Origin of the sequence: uncultured Campylobacter sp. (assembly GCF_938015785.1) — a bacterium.
Lineage (GTDB): Bacteria > Campylobacterota > Campylobacteria > Campylobacterales > Campylobacteraceae > Campylobacter_B.
In genome coordinates this window covers 18,647-35,991 of sequence record NZ_CALLWC010000054.1, presented here as the reverse complement: position 1 = coordinate 35,991, position 17,345 = coordinate 18,647, and the positions used below count along the sequence as shown (strand labels likewise).

Annotated in this window: 14 protein-coding genes; 4 read left to right on the top strand and 10 right to left on the bottom strand. The window is 46.1% G+C overall.

From position 1 onward, the window contains the following. The first annotated feature begins 1 nt into the window (after position 1). The gene (locus Q0393_RS07920) at positions 2-1,195 is read left to right on the top strand and encodes a MalY/PatB family protein (protein ID WP_298979264.1); all 1,194 of its coding nucleotides are present in this window, start codon (positions 2-4) and stop codon (positions 1,193-1,195) included. Between the two features lie 201 nt (positions 1,196-1,396). Further along, positions 1,397-2,782, top strand: coding sequence for a DUF3137 domain-containing protein (locus Q0393_RS07915; RefSeq protein WP_298979262.1), 1,386 nt, complete (start codon positions 1,397-1,399; stop codon positions 2,780-2,782). A gap of 643 nt (positions 2,783-3,425) precedes the next feature. Here the strand turns inward: Q0393_RS07915 and Q0393_RS07910 are convergent. The 5 genes from Q0393_RS07910 to Q0393_RS07890 form a co-directional block, all read right to left on the bottom strand. Further along, positions 3,426-4,286 carry a cysteine ABC transporter substrate-binding protein gene (locus tag Q0393_RS07910; protein ID WP_298979260.1) on the bottom strand — a complete coding sequence of 287 codons (861 nt, stop codon included), beginning with the start codon at positions 4,284-4,286 and terminating at the stop codon, positions 3,426-3,428. Positions 4,287-4,306: 20 nt separating this feature from the next. Further along, positions 4,307-5,044, bottom strand: a complete 738-nt coding sequence (locus Q0393_RS07905) for an amino acid ABC transporter ATP-binding protein (protein ID WP_298979258.1) — start codon at positions 5,042-5,044, stop codon at positions 4,307-4,309. Next, complete coding sequence (locus tag Q0393_RS07900; protein ID WP_298979257.1) at positions 5,044-5,700, bottom strand: amino acid ABC transporter permease; 657 nt, start codon at positions 5,698-5,700, stop codon at positions 5,044-5,046. The genes Q0393_RS07905 and Q0393_RS07900 overlap by 1 nt, the downstream gene beginning before the upstream one ends. A gap of 2 nt (positions 5,701-5,702) precedes the next feature. Next, positions 5,703-6,356 carry an amino acid ABC transporter permease gene (locus Q0393_RS07895; protein WP_291938807.1) on the bottom strand — a complete coding sequence of 218 codons (654 nt, stop codon included), beginning with the start codon at positions 6,354-6,356 and terminating at the stop codon, positions 5,703-5,705. 166 nt (positions 6,357-6,522) lie between these two features. Further along, positions 6,523-7,869, bottom strand: coding sequence for a DASS family sodium-coupled anion symporter (locus Q0393_RS07890; RefSeq protein WP_298102400.1), 1,347 nt, complete (start codon positions 7,867-7,869; stop codon positions 6,523-6,525). A 607-nt stretch (positions 7,870-8,476) separates the two neighbouring features. On the opposite strand from Q0393_RS07890, the gene Q0393_RS07885 reads away from it, so the two are divergent. Next, positions 8,477-9,109: a hypothetical protein gene (locus Q0393_RS07885; RefSeq protein WP_298979255.1), complete on the top strand. Its 633-nt coding sequence runs from the start codon at positions 8,477-8,479 to the stop codon at positions 9,107-9,109. 880 nt (positions 9,110-9,989) lie between these two features. On the opposite strand, the gene purB is transcribed toward Q0393_RS07885, so the two are convergent. Beyond that, complete coding sequence (purB, locus tag Q0393_RS07880; protein ID WP_297882648.1) at positions 9,990-11,321, bottom strand: adenylosuccinate lyase; 1,332 nt, start codon at positions 11,319-11,321, stop codon at positions 9,990-9,992. A gap of 75 nt (positions 11,322-11,396) precedes the next feature. Here purB and Q0393_RS07875 point away from each other — a divergent pair, with 75 nt between their 5' ends. Continuing rightward, entirely contained in the window at positions 11,397-12,785 is a 1,389-nt protein-coding gene (locus Q0393_RS07875; RefSeq protein WP_298979252.1) for an RluA family pseudouridine synthase, read from the top strand. A gap of 671 nt (positions 12,786-13,456) precedes the next feature. Here the strand turns inward: Q0393_RS07875 and Q0393_RS07870 are convergent. The 4 genes from Q0393_RS07870 to hisF all read right to left on the bottom strand — a co-directional run bounded on the left by Q0393_RS07870 (position 13,457) and on the right by hisF (position 17,316). Continuing rightward, entirely contained in the window at positions 13,457-14,245 is a 789-nt protein-coding gene (locus Q0393_RS07870; protein ID WP_298979250.1) for a hypothetical protein, read from the bottom strand. A 178-nt stretch (positions 14,246-14,423) separates the two neighbouring features. Then, a complete protein-coding gene (rlmN, locus tag Q0393_RS07865; protein WP_298979248.1) occupies positions 14,424-15,533 on the bottom strand; it encodes a 23S rRNA (adenine(2503)-C(2))-methyltransferase RlmN in 1,110 nt (369 codons plus the stop codon). Beyond that, positions 15,530-16,075, bottom strand: a complete 546-nt coding sequence (locus Q0393_RS07860) for a purine-nucleoside phosphorylase (RefSeq protein ID WP_298979246.1) — start codon at positions 16,073-16,075, stop codon at positions 15,530-15,532. The genes rlmN and Q0393_RS07860 overlap by 4 nt, the downstream gene beginning before the upstream one ends. Positions 16,076-16,428: 353 nt before the next feature. After that, a complete protein-coding gene (gene hisF / locus Q0393_RS07855) occupies positions 16,429-17,316 on the bottom strand; it encodes an imidazole glycerol phosphate synthase subunit HisF (RefSeq protein ID WP_298979245.1) in 888 nt (295 codons plus the stop codon). Positions 17,317-17,345 lie beyond the last annotated feature (29 nt).

Below are 17,345 nucleotides of genomic sequence, written 5' to 3'. Positions count from 1 at the left end.
GATGGGACTTTTTGATTTTATAAGTGGCAAGGAGAAATACGACTTCGACACTCTGCCAAATCGCCGCGGCACGAAGTCGCTTAAATGGGACGTAGGCGAGAGCGAGCTTCCGATGTGGGTCGCGGATATGGACTTTGCCGTAGCGCCCGAGATCATCGAGGCTCTGCAAAAGCGGCTGAACGAGCGAGTTTTAGGCTATTCGCTTGTAGATGATGAGTGGCGCAGCGCGTATCAAGGCTGGTGGCTCGCGCGTCACGATTATGAAATCCAAAAGGAGTGGCTGATCTACGCAAATGGCACGCTGCCCGCGATCGATTCGATCATCCGCAAGCTCACCTCGCCCGCCGAGAACGTGCTACTGATGAGCCCCGTTTACAACTGCTTTTACTACTGCATTAAAAACGCCGCCCGCGTGCCTGTGGAGAATGAGCTTGCCTACGCTAACGGCGATTATAGCATCAATTGGGAGGATCTACAGGCTAAGCTTGCCGATCCGCAGACGACGCTTTTTATCCTTTGCAACCCGCACAATCCGGTCGGTCGCACCTTTAGCAGAGATGACCTTGCCCGCATCGGTGAGCTGTGCGAGAAGCACGGCGTGACGGTGCTTAGCGACGAGGTGCATTGCGATCTGACCGAGCCTGGCGTGCGTTACACGCCATTTGCTGCGGCAAGCAAGATCTGCGAGAGGATTTCGGCTAGCATAATCGCGCCAACCAAGGCGTTTAACATCGCGGGGCTGCAAAGTGCGGCGGTCTTTGCCGCAGATAAGCGCTTGCGTCATAAAATTTCAAAGGCGCTAAATTCCGACGACATCGCCGAGCCGAATTTTTTCGGCGTCCAAGGAGCGATCGCCGCATTTACGAAGGGTGCGCCGTGGCTGGACGCGCTGCGCGAATACCTCAGCGAAAATCGCAAATTCGCGACGGAATTTATTGCGCGTGAGCTTCCGCAGGTGCATGTCGTGCCGCAAGACGCGACTTATCTGATGTGGCTTGATGCGGGCGCTTACACGCAGGATAGCGCGGAGCTTGCGCGCTTCATCCGCGAAAAAACGGGGCTGTATCTCTCCTGCGGCGCGCAATACGGCAAGGGCGGCGAGAAATTTTTGCGCCTAAATATCGCGACCTCTAGGGCGCTGCTAAAAGACGGGCTAGGGCGGCTAAAAGAGGCGCTAAAGATCTGCCCGCATTAAACGAACTGCGGCGCGGCAAGGACGAAATTTAAAATTTATAACGGCTAAATCTAAGGCAGGCGCAGTAAATTTTAAAATTTATCACAGCAGGGCGCGAGCTTTACGCTAAATTTAGCGGCGATCAAACTTGCGGCACGCGGTTAAATTTAACATTTGCGCGACAAATGAACCGGCGCTTAAATGCGCTACAAAAGGCGGATTATGGATAGAAACGGCGATTTAGAGGAGCTTTACCTGCTTGAAAAACGGCGCGAAAAGCTCGCGCGCATTAGCAAGCTCGTCTCATTTTTGATAACCCTGCTGCTACTCGGACTTTACGTGTTTTTGAATACCAGGGCGGAGCCTGTCTCATTTGATACAAACTGGCTCATAGTCGCGCTTTTCATCATCTTTCCAGTTTTAAACGGACTGCTTTACCGTCTATTTTGCAGCTTGAGCTCTAGCAAAAACGAGGGGGCGCAGCGCGCAAATTTTGATAAATTTAGCGGCTTTGACACGGCGCAAAACAGGGGCACGCTAGGGCAGGGCGCGGCGCAAGATGGGCAAATTTTAAGCGCCGATGCGAAAGAGGTGCAGGTATTAAAAGCCGAAGCGGGCGAGGGTAGTGGCTTTAAAGACAGCGATAGCCGCATGAGCGCTACTCACGGGAGGTTTGAGTCCAAAGCCGCCGAAGGCGAGGGCGGGAGCGAGAAAGACGGAACAGCCGGATCAAAATTTAACTTTCTAGCCGATCTACAGAGCCTGGAGGATGAGCGCGCGGCACTGCAAAAAGCGGTGAAAAAGGCTGGTCTAATCGCTGCTGCCGTAGGGACCGGCGTGGGCGCACTAGTGGCGCGCTTTTGGGAGGAGATGGCGGTCGGCGTATTTTTCGGCGTAGCTGTTTACGGCGTCGTGAGCGCTCTTTTGACGGCGAGTAAAAGACGGAATTTCAGATCAAATTTTAAAAACAGGGTCGTCGCGAGTATCGCAAAAAGCTTCGGGCTTAGCTACGATGAAAATGGCGGGCTGGGGACGGATGAGTTTTTTGAAATTTACGACTGCTACATAAACGAGCAATCGAGCGAGGATATGATGAGCGGGGAGGTGCAGGGTGTGCGCGTTAGCTTTAGCGACTTTTACGCTGCCGAAAAGGTGCGCACCAAAAACGGCACTCGCACCGACGTAAAATTTCAAGGAGTGCTTTTCGTCGCGGACTTTCATAAAAGGCTTAACTGCGAGGTGCGGGTATGTCACAAAAACTCGCGAAATCTGCGCAAATACGGGCAGCGAGCGAATATGGACGACGTGAAATTTGAGGAATTTTTCGATGTCTATACGACCGATCAAGTGGGCGCTAGATACGCTCTGACGCCGCTTTTGATGCAGCGACTGACGGAGGTTTATCTAAGGCTAGGCTCGCAGATAAACGCGGTGCTAAGGGAGGATAAAATTTACGTGGCGATCGAGACCTGGCGCGATAATTTCGAGCCTAGAATCGACTGCTCGCTAAAGCAAGACGCCACGATAGCGCTTTACGTAGATGAGATCGGCGCGCTTGTGGGTATCGTGAGCGAGCTAAATTTGAACCGTAAAATTTGGAGCGAATGAGGCAAGCGGCGGCGCTGTGGAGTATGACGGCGGCGGGCCGTATACGGCTCCGGCGACACACAGATATGCAGACAAAGCGCGCAGGATCGTAGGCTTAGCGGTACAAATGCGCTGTGTAGTTGGGCGTGGAAATAAATGCGTTGCGCAGATTGTGCGTTTGGGCGGATGTGCGATCGCTCTTTCGCACGAGCCAATCGAAAGATAGAACGCGCGCGAGAGGCGTTCGTATAAGATTTTGCAAGCCGCCTTGAGCCAATAAAATTTTATAAATCCCGATCCGTTTAGTGAGCGAGCGCTTACGATTTATCATTGCTCGCACGGCATAAATTTTTACCGCACGAGAAGGTTGCATTAGAATTCTACTATCGCTTGAAATTTTATGCCGCCGCGCGCGACTTAAATTTTGCCGCGACGACGGGCGCTAGGTTGCATTCCATCTCGGTTAAAATTTACTTGGTGGCTAAATCTGTCGTGCGGAAGCAAAACTTTGCCGCTAGATCGATAATTTAGCTAGCTTATAAAAAAGCACTCGCCTCCTATGAGCGTTTATAGGCGCCGTTTCGGTAAAGCTACGGCGCCAGCTCGCTGCGAGCTTGTGGGGCCTAGTAAAATCGCCCCGCTAAATTAGACGGCGAATCAAAATTTATAGCTTCCCGCCCTCGATTACGACGTCGTCAGCCTTGATGTCGTCGCCGTATACCGGCGCTAGCGTCGCATCGTAGTCGGCGTGGAAAAATTTCTCGTCCGCAAGCTTTACGATTAGATCGTCAAGCCATTTGCGAAGCTCGTCGTTGCCCTTTTTGACCGCGGGCGCGATGACGTCCTGATCGCCGAGCGAGCGGATGCCTACCTTAAAACCCGGGTTTGACTTCGTCCACGCAAACAAAAGCGTATTATCATGCGCGATCGCATCGCCTCTGCGATCCAGCATCGCACCGAAAGTCTCGGTATTTTGGTCAAATTTTAAAAGCTTGATCTCGGGATGGTTTTTCGTAAAATACAGATCCGCGGTCGTGCCTTTGTTGATTAAAAGCGTTTTGTCCTTAAGCTGCGAAACGTCGGTGATATCGCCATTTGGGCTCGCGATGCCGAGAGCTACCTTCATATACGGCAGCACGAAATCCACGACCTCTTTGCGCTCCGGCGTGACGGTGAAATTTGCAAGCGTGATATCGACCTTATCAGACGCCAAGAATTCCGCGCGATTGGCGGCCTCTACGAGCACGAACTGCACCTTGCTCTCATCGCCTAAAAGCTCCTTTGCGATACGTTTTGCAAAATACACGTCATATCCCGCGTTTTTACCCGTCTCGTCGATGTAACCAAACGGCGGCTTGTCGCCGAAAACCGCGATCCTTACTACGCCGCGCTTTTTAATCCCGTCGATATAACTTTGCGACTCGACGGAGCCTTGCGCGGAATTTGAGGAGCCTTTGCCCTCGTCGTTGCAGCCTGCGAAAAATAACGCACCTAAGATAAAAAGCGTGCTTAGCGTTTTTTTCATCTTTTCTCCTTTATTAAAATTTATTTTTTAAATTCGAACATATTTAGAAATTTCTTCGCGCGCTCGCTCTTCGGCGCAGTAAAGAACGCCTCCGGCTTGTTAATCTCGACGATACTTCCCTCATCCATAAAAACTATACGATCGGCTACGGCGCGCGCAAAGCCCATCTCGTGCGTTACGATTAGCATCGTCTGCCCCTCTTTGGCAAGATTTAGCATTACGTCGAGCACCTCGCGCACGATCTCGGGATCAAGAGCTGCAGTAACCTCGTCAAAAAGCATGATCTTTGGTTTCATCACCAGGCTTCGCACGATTGCGATGCGCTGCTTCTGCCCGCCGCTAAGCTCTTTGGGGTAGGAGTTTTCCTTATCCGCAAGACCTACGATCTTTAGCCATTCGCGAGCTAAAGCTATCGCTTCCTCTTTCGGGACGTTTTGTACCTTCATCGGGCCCAGGATTATGTTATGCAGAACGCTTAGATGATCGAAAAGCTCGTAGCTTTGAAAGACCATGCCGATCTTTTGTCTGATCCTGCGCCACTCTTTGAAATTTTGATCGATCCGCTCGCCTTCGATTATAAAATTTCCGCTTTGTACCGGCTCTAACCCGTTGATCGTGCGAAGTAGGGTGCTTTTGCCGCAGCCGCTAGGACCCAGGATCACCACGACCTCGCCCTGCGCGACGCTAAGGCTGACGTCCTTTAGCGCGTGCAGCTCGCCGTAAAATTTATTGACTTTATCGATTTTTAAAATTTCCATCAGCTCCACCTATTTTCTAGTTTTTTCGAAAGCGCCGAGATCGGATAACAGATCAAAAAATATACGAAAAATATCGCTCCGTAGATGATTAGCGGCGCATAATTGTCGCGGAAGACGTTTACTTCGATGATCTGCTGGCCTACTTTGACGAGCTCGATGACGCCGATTAGTACGGCGATCGAGGTTGTTTTTATCATCCTGCTGAATAAATTTATCGTTGCGGGCACTAGGCGCCTCATCGCAAGCGGCAGGATCACGTAGAGATAAATTTGCGATCTGCTAAATGCGAGCGCTTCGGCGCTTTCGAACTGATGCTTGGGTATGCTAAGCACGGCGCCGCGCACCAGATCCATCATCTCAAAAACGCCCCAGATGCTAAAGACGATGATTGAAGCCGCGATATTTGAGATGTGGATGCCAAATGCCTTGCTCGCGCCGAAATATACGATAAATAGCCAGACGATAGGCGGCATGATGCGCACGATCTCTAGGCAAATTTTAAGCGGGATGTATAAGGCTCTGCGCCCAGAGGCCATTAAAATTCCAAGTACCAAGCCCAGAGCGAGCGAAACCGCGATTGAAATGAGCGCGATTTGCAGCGTGAGCCCGAGCCCGCCAAGAAGCCTGATTAAATTTTCGCCGCTTAAGAGTTCCATCGCTAGCCTCTCATATACGCAAGGCGCTTTTCAAGCAGCGTAAGCGCTAGCGAAAGCGGCAAGATTATGATCAGATACGAAACGCTTAACATAAATAGCGCCTCGTTCGTCTTGTAATACAGCCCGATCACGTCCTTTGCGGCATAAACGAGATCGGCGAGCGCTACGATGCTAACGATCGAGGTTTCTTTAAGTAGAAAGATTATGTTTGCGCTGATGGAGGGTAGGGCGATCGCAAAAGCGCGCGGCAGCACGACGTAAAACACTATCTGTGCTTCGCTAAGGCCTAGGCTCATCGCGCTTTCGATCTGGGATTTTTTTATCGCCTCAAAACCGAGCCTAAAGCTCTCGCTCATATAGCTTCCGCCCAAAAATGCAAGACCTACAATCGCGCAGGTAAAGCCTGAAATTTGAACGCCGAGCTTCGGCAGACCGTAGTATAGAAAAAATAGCTGAATTAAAAGCGGAGTATTGCGAGATAGCTCGATATATGCGCTCACAAGCGGGCTTAGCAGCGGCAGCCTTTTGTATTTTATTAGCGTGCAGATAAAACCGATGATGATGGATAGTAAAATCCCGTAAAATGCGAGCTTCAGCGTTAAAATTCCCGCCTTTACGAACATCGGGCTAAATTTAGCTATAAAATCAAAATCCATAAATTCTTCTTTCCGTAAAATATGTGTATTATACAGATAACTGATTAAAATAGTATTAAATTAGAATTTTTTTATAAAAATTCCGAAAATTTAGGAGTTTAAAAATATATCTTATAAATATATTTAGTCCGAGTAGATACCCGGACTATAGAATTTTGACGGAATTTTACGAGTAAAAAATATACGCGTATCCCGAAACCAAAAACGCGGAGAATATCGCTAGAATTCCGCCACTTCGTACCATTTCCGCCTGGCGAATGCGTCCCGTTCCGAAAACCAAAGCATTCGGCGGCGTCGCTACCGGCATTATGAAAGCGCAGCTTGCGCCCACACCGATTACTATAGTAAGAGTTTCTTTTGGTAGCCCCATTTGCGCCGCTACTCCCGCAAATACTGGTACTAAAAGTGCAGCAGAGGCGGTATTGCTCGTAAATTCCGTAAGGCAGATGATGAAAACCGCCGTTACCAAAAGTACGATGTAAGTAGGCGCTCCGCCGAAAGTATGCGCGACTAGATCACCAAGTACCTTAGAAGCTCCGGAATCGCCTAAAACCGCACTTAGCGTAAGTCCGCCGCCAAAAAGCAGCAACACGCCCCATTCGGTGTTTTCGGCGATATCGTGCCATTTGGCAAGCCCTAGTATGACGATTACGACTGCCGAGCAGATGGCGACGTAAGCATCATCCACTTTAAAGCCCACAAGGGCTGAAATTTGCTTTGAAAATATCCAGCCAAGCGCTGTTAGAGCAAATACGACGATCGTAATAATGCGCTCGCGCGTCCAAGGGATATGCTCCAGATCCATCTCTATTTTATGGCTTAAATTCGGCTTGAAAATTATATAAAGCACCACAAGCATTATCGGTAGCATCACGCACATTAGCGGCAAACCTACCTTCATCCAGTCTGCGAAGCTGTAGTGCAAGGCTTGAGCCACGATTAAATTTGGCGGTGAGCCCACGAGCGTGCCCAAACCTCCGATACTTGCAGAATACGCGATGCCTAAAAGCAAAAACACGAGCGTGCCGCGATCTTTGCTCTCGTCCATGTTGGCGCAAATTCCAAGTGCGATCGGAAGCATCATCGCAGCAGTTGCGGTGTTTGAAACCCACATCGAAAGGATCGCCGTAGCAAGGCAGATTAAAATCGCAGCTACACCCAAGCGACCGCCTGCGCGGGCGATTAGCCACATCGCGATCTTTTTGTCTAGCTTTTGCATATGCAGAGCCGTTGCCAGCGCGAAGCCGCCGAAAAAGGTAAAGATCGTAGGGTTTGCAAAATTCGCAAGCGTGCTTTTGATGGTGGCAGCCGTGAAAGTGCCATCTTTAGCGAATTTACCAAGTCCGATAGCTACCGCAAGCACCGGCACCATAAGCGCGGTTACCGTGATATGCACGGCCTCTGTAAGCCACATAATTGCGATGAAAGCAAGCAGCGCAAGGCCTTTTTTGACATTGGGCTCAAACGGTAACGTGGCATATAGCGCAAAACCCACAGCAGCGGCAATCGCCATGATAATTACGCCACGCTTAGGAAACGGCACGGTGTCGGTGAGCCTGTCTAAACCCAGCTCGTCTACGTCTGAGTCTAGCGGCCCTTGTAAGCGGGAGTTGCGTAATTCCACTTTGTGTTCTTCCATAGATACTCCTTTTTTGGATTTGGCTTATGATACAAAAATGAGGCGGGAATTTTATAAATTCCAAATCAAATCGTCTTAAATTTTTAAAAGTGCAGTTACTATCGGTAACACGGCACTTATCTCGTGTGTAAATTTTAAATTATACATAAAAACGAACAACTAAATAGGCGATTTAAATTTTATCACAGATTGTTTTTAATGGTGTCCGGTGTTTAAATTTTCTAGTTGCTCACGGGGAGGCGGCGTAGAATTTCATCGAATTTCATCCAGGCAATCAAGATAAAATTTTATCCAAGGCGAGTGAGATAAAATTCCAAGTCTTGTCGCGAAATTCATCGAAATTTCAAAAAAAGGATATTATAATCAGCAAATTTTAAACATGCTTATGAGCGAGCTTGGCGGAAGACGCTCAAAGATAGCAAGCGGTAAAATGGCAAAGCGGCGGCGGAAAGCCCGAAATTATAAATTATAAGGAGAAAATGTGAAAAACAAAATTTTAATCGCGGCGTTTGCCGCTGCGGTATGCGTGAGTTCAAGCTTTGGCGAGGGGATATTTTTAGGTATCGAGGGAGATTATTCTTTTAAATCCAGCATCACTACTAAATGGTCTGACGAGGACGATTCTGGCACGAATAAAGATAATAAGGGGCAGACTGCGCTCGGCTTTAAAGGCGGTTACGATTTCGGTATAGCTAGGGCGTACGGCGAGTACTTGTATGATTTCAAAGCTTCGAAAACTGGCACTGACGAGGACATCATATTTAAACACGAGTGGAATAAGCATAGCTTGCTCGTAGGCGGGGATTTTACGCCTGAGATTACGAATGGCTTTAAACTCGTAGCGGGCGCATATACAGGAGTTTCATTTTTGAAATATAAAATTTATTCATATGACGAATCTGACGGAAGTAGCGATTCGCTTTCAAAGACTCTGCCTGGCTGGGTCATCGGCGCAAGGCTGGGCGGTTTATATAGCTTTGATGAGCATAATGAGATCGAGTTTGGCTACAAGGCGGACTACACGAGATACAAGGCTAGTAAGCTCGGAGAGGATATAGATAAAGCCTACGAGACCAATCATGGACTATATTTAGGATACAACTTTAAATTCTAAAAATTCTAATGTACTAGCGCAGGATGGGGCGAACGAACTCCCGTCCCATCCGTTTTAAATTCTAAATAATTATTAGACATCAAATCGCAGGATTGTTTAATCCGAAATTTGCTAGCAATTCAGACATAATTATATGATAATCAAGGATGCTGCCGGTACTAGACATCAAATTTTACCCACTCGTACATACAAAATTCAAATATATTCACATGCTTGGCTCGTATTTTGGTACTATCTGCTAAGCGCTTAAATTGATGGAATTTATGAAATTTTACTCAATCCGCTTTTTTCTAAGAATCGTTATAATTTTAAGTTGAAAAAGCGGAATTTTATCAATGTCTCCATTTGCCACTTTAAATTTGTTTCATAATTGCTTCGGATATCTCGCGACCCCTAGCTTGAGCCAACGCAGAAATGCCATAAAATCATTAAAATTTGGTTGGTTGCCATAGGCAAAATGCTAAGCGAGCACGTAAAAGGATTGCGCTTTAATGGCAGTTGATTTAGAGGTGAATTGGTCCTGTTTGCTTTATGGAAATCTCGCATTTACATCTTCGGGATTAGCACTTAAATTTTGCGGTAAAATTCTAAAACTACTACGCCTAAGAATTTTACCGTTTTAAAGCATTAAATTTTTACGATTTTAAGGTTAGTTGCAACCGTAGAAAATTCGCGGTAAAAGCGGTAGATGCCTGTCGTGCGGATTTAGATGCCAGATTTATCCACAAGCGCTACGCTTTTACTAAAATTTTATCTTTATCAAAATTTTAAAATTTCAATCGCGGTTATTAAAATGCTTCGGCGCAAACATAAATTTCTAGCCGCTTTGCTATATTTTGTAGGCCCGTTCGGAGCTTTAAAATAGCAAGCCACGTGTCTGCTATTTGCCAAAAACCCTAGCGAAAATCGCGTCCACGTTTTTGGTGTAATATCCGTAGTCAAAGCACTCTTTGATCTCGCTTTCGCTTAGCTTTTCTCGTAGCTTTGTATCTGCTAGCAGATTTTGCAAAAATAGGCTATGCCCTTGCTCATCTATAGCTTTTTTGCCCTCTTGCAGATCCGCCCAGACCTTCATCGCATTACGCTGCACGATTTTATAAGCATCCTCTCTGCTAACTCCTCGTTTAGGCAGCTCTAGCAGCACGCGCTGCGAAAATACGAGCCCACCGGTTAAATTTAGATTTCTCATCATATTTTCGGGATATACGAGCAGTTTTTCGATCAAGCTCGTCAAGCGATTTAGCATAAAATCAGCAGTTATAAAGCCGTCGGGGAGGATAAATCGCTCGACCGAGCTATGGCTGATATCGCGTTCGTGCCATAGTGCTACGTCCTCCATCGCGGGTATTGCGAAGCTGCGGATCATACGGCATAGTCCCGTTACGTTTTCGCTAAGCACAGGATTTCGTTTGTGCGGCATCGCAGAGCTGCCCTTTTGACCTGGGCTAAAAAATTCCTCTGCCTCATAAACCTCTGTGCGTTGATAGTGACGGATTGCGATAGCGATCTTTTCGCAGCTGGAAGCTAGGATCGCAAGTGCGCTCATTACCTGTGCGTAGCGATCGCGCTGGATGACTTGATTGGACGCGGGAGCGGGCTTTAGCCCCAGATATTCGCACACTAGCTCTTCCAGCTCTAGTGGGGCGTGGGCAAAATTCCCCATCGCACCACTTATTTTGCCGTAGCTGATGACGCTTTTTGCGTGTTGCAAAAGCTCTAGCGCGCGATTTATCTCATCATACCAGACCGCAAGCACGAGCCCAAAAGTGATCGGCTCGCCGTGGATACCGTGGCTGCGCCCGACCATCAGCGTCATTTTGTGCTTCATGGCTTGAGATTTTATCGCGGCTTTTAAATTTTGCACATCCTCAATGATGAGCTCCATGCTTTCTTTGATTTGCAGCGCGACGGCAGTATCGATGCAGTCACTACTAGTCATGCCGTAATGTACGAAGCGGCTCTCCTGCCCAAGACTCTCACTCACGCTCGTTAGAAATGCAATCACGTCGTGCTTGGTGGTCTTTTCGATCTCATCTATCCGCTCGATCCTAAAGCTTGCGTTTTGTAGAATTTTATCTTTATCGCAGTCGCTTATTAAACCTAGCTTATTCCACGCCTTAACCGCTGCGAGCTCGACTTTTAGCCACGCATCGTATTTGGCTTGCAAGCTCCATTTTTCAGACATCTCTTTTCTTGCGTATCTTTCGACCATTTTAGTAGCCTTTCGGTTAGAATTTCTTGTATAATGATGGCAAAAATTATATAAAAATGGGGCTGAAAGTTTAATATGGGTTATGAGAAAAGAAGCCTGGGAAGCTTTGAGGGACGCAAAATTTACGAAATTCTGCTTAGCCTCGGGTACGATATGAAATCCGCGCAGCGCATCTGTGACAAGCATCGCGTAACCGATGCAGAGGATCAAAATTTGCATAAAAATTCCGTTGCTCGCGGAGAAATTTTTTTGATCGATTACAAATGCGAGCCGCGCGGACTGAAGCCGATCTTTGAGTGCGATGCGTTTGCGGCATTTGACAAGCCGAGTGGAATTTTAAGCCATCCGAGCGGACGCAACTCGCCTTATAATATGTATGACGAGATCTGGTCGCTATACGGGCAGGACGCGTGCGTGGCGCACAGGCTTGATTTAGAAACCAGCGGAATTCTTATCGTCGCTAAGGATAAAGACGCGGCACGCGAGCTTAAAGAGTGCTTCGAACAGCGTAGGGTGATGAAAAGCTATCTAGCGCTCGTACGAGGGGATTTGCAAAGTGCTGCTTGCAATGGCGAGATAGAGAATTGCTATGCGCTAGGTTCGTATGAAATTTGCGGATCAAAATTTGCGGACGATGCTGTGAGTTTACCAGATAACGTGTCGGATCTGCGCGATACACTAGCTCTAAAAGGAGTAGGCAATAAATTTGGATTTAATATCTTGTCTAATAGTGCGAGTAGGAGATTATGGCGCAGCACTCTATCTGGCGGCGCGCAGGCTAAATTTAAATCTGGCGCTCCTACTGGCGATGTTGGCAGCGGATTTAAATTTGATGCCTTATCCTGCGGCGTGAGTGATAAGCTTAAACCCGCTATCGCGATGAGTAGCGCGGATAACGGACATAAACCTTGCGCCTTATCTGCGGCTAAATCTATGCTGGCTACTTCTACAGGCTGTGTAAATTTGAAAAAATTTGAGCCTGCAAAATACGCAAAATTTAGCGAAAAACTGAAATTTTTAAAGGATTTTGAGGGGTTTGTGATTGATGCTCCGATCGCTCCTAGCGACGAGTTTGCCGATCTTAAAATTCGTATGAAAATATCGCGCGACGGTAAGGAGGCGATCACGCTGATACGCCCGCTGCGATATTTCTCGGACATAGACGCTAGCCTGATCGAGTGCTATCCGCTGACGGGTAGGCAGCATCAGATCAGGCTGCATCTATTTGCCGCGGGTGCGCCGATATTGGGAGAGCCGCTGTATGGGCTTTCGCGAGAGCAAGCGGAGCGGATATTGGATAAAAAAATGGATGAGACGGAGCGGATCAGAACGACGGGAGCGCCGAGATTGTTGCTGCACGCGAATGTAATTCGCTTTGAACTAGGCGGCGAACGATACGAGATAAAAAGCGAATTTGACGCCGCAAGAGAGTTTTATAATCTCGCGAAAATCGGTAAAATTTAGGTAACTCAATAAAATCTGGATGCTTTGGCGGATCAGATAAATTTTTAAGATAAGAATTTATTTTGTGCGCGTATTTAGAAGCTTGGTGTGTATAAAATTTCTTGGAATTTTTGTGTAGCTTTTAATGAGATTTGTTAAAAGGTCAAATATAGCGTGCGTTATAAATCAAATAAGTCAAATCTAATTATATTTGCTAAAGCGCAAGGCGGAAGGTAGAATAATAAATTTTACTACAATGATAAGGCGCCTAGACGTACATTTATTGTAAGCACGTTTTGTTTTTAAATTTTATTAGTTTTTTACGCCTTACGATATACCATAAAATTTTAAAATTTTAGCAATTACTTGCTTTGCCGCAATCTATAGTGCTAGGACAAATTTCTTTTATGCGGCGCGTTAACCTAATCATTCTGATAAGTCTTTTATTTTGGTTTAAATTCTTGATTTTATTGAGTGGCCTTTTAGAACTTTGAAAAATTCTGCTTTAAAATCTCTTCTAATAAAATTAGAATTTAGGAAAATAATTTTTGGCTGCTATCGCACGCGGCTAAATTTATATAAACGCGGATCCGATTGCCATAAAGCATGTAGCTAAATGTGTATTTATGCTCTATAATCGTCATAATTTCGCAACTTACGCGAAGTTTCAAATAAACAATTTTAAACTAAATTCAAATAGCCATAAACGCTACTCCCACTTCGCCGATATTTATGACCTTGCCTTTGCGCGTCATCACGCCCAAGCCATGTTCTATATCCCACGAGCAGCTAAACTGAAAGCCGATTTTCGCGCCGTCTAGGATATAGATATTTTGCAGCTCCAATAGTTCACTAAGCTTCTGTGGCGTGCTGATGCCTGGCATGAAATCGCTTTTCGTCTCGTTCGAATAGTCATAAACTTTCTGCCATTTTGGGTAGTTTTTTAAAATTTCAGCTAAGACGCCCGTTAAAATTTCTTCCTGATTTTGCTTTAGAAACTCTAGTGCGTCCGATTGCGCCTGGCTTGGCTCGTCCGTCTCCTCGCCGTCTTCATCTAAAAACGCGCAGCGAAACTCGCCCTCTTGCTCTAAAGCTTTACCGAAATACTCCAGTCGCAGCGGAAAGCTTAAGTCCTCGTATTCCTCATCTTCAAATTTAGACAAAATTTTAGGCTCCGCAAGATGTGCATTAAAAAACTCCGCGACCTTTGGGCTGCGGATGAAAAGATACTCCTCAATCGCTTCGTAACTTTTGCACAAAAATTTAAGCGCCTCCTGCTCTGCTCCGCACTCGAGGCAGCATTCGCCTTTATAATAATCGCTCACGTAGGGCGGATTTTCATTACTTCTCGCGTGCTTGTCCATCTCGCCTAGCCAGCGCAGCATATTTGGGGTGTCGCCCGCCCATTTGTACTCATTCACCATGCGCGCCGCGTAGATGTATGAGGCGCAGATGCGGTATTTCTCATCGTCCGCCTCCACCCATTTTGCCTCGATAAAGCGAATAATTTCCGCCTTTGTAATCTAGGATTTTTTAAGCAGCGATCTATCTAAGAAAACGCCGATCTCTTCCATTATTTTTTGCGCGTCCATTGCTACTCCGTTATAAATTTTTTACTGATCTGCCTTATGATCTGAAAATAATCACCGAATTTTTCCTCTACTTGTTCGAAATTTTATCGGCACTGATACCACTTTGAGCCAGAATTTTATCTTGCTCGTTTCTTTGCTTGAGCTGTCCGCACGCTGCACTGATATCTAGCCCCTTGCTCTGGCGGATCGTGCAAGTAATGCCGTGCGCGCATAGATAGTCTTGAAATTTTATCATATTTTCAGGGCTTGGTCTGCCAAAGCTCGAGCCTTCGTGCGGATTAAAATAGATCAGATTTACTTTTGCGCGGATGCCGTGCAGAAGCTTCACTAGCGTTTTGGCATCGCTTGAGCGGTCATTTACCCCATCGATCATTAGGTATTCAAACATCACGCGCTTTCGCAGATCGATTGGGAACTCGCGCACCGCCTGCATGATCGATGCGATATTGTAGGCGCGATTTATCGGCATTAGTTTTTCACGCAGTTCGTCATCCACTGCATGCAGTGAGATTGCGAGTAGTACGCCAAGATCCATTTCGCCAAGCTTTTTTATCTGCGTAGAAAGTCCGCTTGTACTTATCGTTTGGCGACGCGGCGCTATTGCGAGTCCGTCGTTTTCTTTTAAAATTCGCACGGCTTTGGCAACGTTGTCTAGGTTATTAAGCGGTTCGCCCATTCCCATATATACGACATTGACGCGGCGCTCGTACGGGATCGCGTTTATTTTCTTGATGAGCCAAATTTGAGCCACGATTTCGCCTGGAGCTAAATTCCGTACGAAACCACTTTTTGCTGTCAAGCAGAAGCTACAGCCGATTTTGCAACCCACTTGTGAACTTACACAGATTGAGTAGCGCGCGTGTCTTATAATTTTTTCGTTTTCATCTCTCAGCTCATCCTTCATCGGTAGCAGGACACTTTCTATCGTCTTGCCGTCTTTGAGAGCGAAAAGGTATTTGATACTGCCATCGCTACTTGTTTCGGATCTGATACATTTAAGCGGGTCTAAATAAAAATTTTGAGCTAAACCTTGACGGATCTCTTTTGGTAGATTTAGCATTAGTGCAAAGTCATCTACATTCTTTTTGTAAATCCATTCGTAAATTTGTTTGGCTCTAAATTTTGGTTCGACGAAATTTTCAAGCTCTTTCATTGTAAAATCAAAGATATTTTTCAAATTAATGCCTTAGTTTTTAGATATTTAGTTAAATTTTCTTTTGCAGCGGCGTGATTTTTTAAAAAATCCGTGTGAGCATTTGAATCACAAAAATTCGTCGCACAAAAAATTCCGTAAGCGGGAATTTGAAATTTTTGTGCTACCTTGAGAACCGCAAAAAATTCCATATTTTCTAAAAAATAACCTCGCTCAAAGAATTTTAATGCGGATTTTTTATCGGTCGTGATAAAATTTGAGCTATTAGTTATTGTTTCATATGAAACATTGGCAGAATTCCTAGCTAGAATTTCATAGTTAATTGGAGAGTATGAAAGCTCATAAAGCGCCGATATCTCGCAGTTTGCAGCCGATCTGCTTTCATAAATTTTTAGAATTTTACCTTCTTTATATAGCCCCGCAGAACCCACGAAAATGATTTCACTCGGCAAGCTTTGCCTATTTTCGCATAAAAATTTAGTCAAATTTATACTCATATCCACTAGCCCTACACCCATAGGCAGGGCAAAATCAAAAATTTCATTTCGTCCGGCAGAGATTATCATTTACGCATTCACGCTTTCATTATTTTTCACTAATCATAGCAAAATGACGATAAATTTAAAGCTAAATTTTGAAATTTTTTCGTCGTAAAGTATCAGATGAAATTAAAATAAATCGAGTAAATATCTATGAGAGCTGTACCCTTATCTTCCCATAATGGTAGCAGCGCAGGTGGCGAGTAGAAGATGGAAAGGTATTTAAAAAAGCTTATGATTTAGCTAAAACGAATAAATTTTACCTAAGCAAAATAATACTTGTCAAAAAACTTGCAAGATAACGAAGGGCTGAAATAAAATTAATTGTTTAGTCGCTTTGACTGCTAAGTTTTAACCCCACGGTATAAACCTGACTAAATTTACAGTCTCACTTCAATATTTTGTTCTCGCAAATACGCTTTTAGTGCCTTGATTTCGATTTCTCTGAAGTGAAAAATCGATGCCGCCAGGCATGCGTCCGCGCCCGCTAAAAATGCGTCTTTAAAGTGCTCCATTTTACCCGCACCGCCGCTTGCGATCACAGGGATATCAAGCGCGCTAAAAATCCGCGTCAAATTTAGCTCAAAGCCGTTTTTAACGCCGTCGCAGTCCATCGACGTGAGCAAAATTTCGCCCGCACCGCGCTCCTGCGCCTCTTTCGCCCAAGCAAGCGCATCCCTGCCGGTATCCAGCCTACCGCCGTTTATAAACACACTATAGCCGCAAGGCTCGCCGTTCCCAGTTAAAATTTCATCCTGCGAGCTGCGTGAAGTCTCTCCAAAATTTTGTGCTTCATTGCGTAAATTTACGTTCAAATTCCTCGCCGCGACATATAAATTACCGCGCGAAATTTCACTAGAATTTCGTTTTGCGTCGATCGCGATCACGACGCACTGCGAGCCAAATTTATTTGCCGCTTCGTCTATCAAATTTGGATTTTTTATCGCGGCTGAGTTGAGGCTGATTTTGTCGCATCCGACGTTTAATAGGCGCGAGATATCGTCGATCGTACGGATACCGCCGCCTACTGTTAGCGGGATAAAAAGCTCGCGCGCGACCCGCTCCACGACATCCACTATCGTATCGCGCTCAAGGTGCGACGCCGTGATATCGAGGAAGCACAGCTCGTCCGCGCCCTCCTCGTTGTAGCGTTTGGCTATCTCGACCGGATCGCCCGCGTCCACGAGACCTACGAAATTTACGCCCTTTACCACGCGTCCGTCTTTGACGTCTAGGCACGGGATTATGCGTTTTGCGAATCTATTCAAAGTAGCCCTTCGGAATAAAATTTTTATGA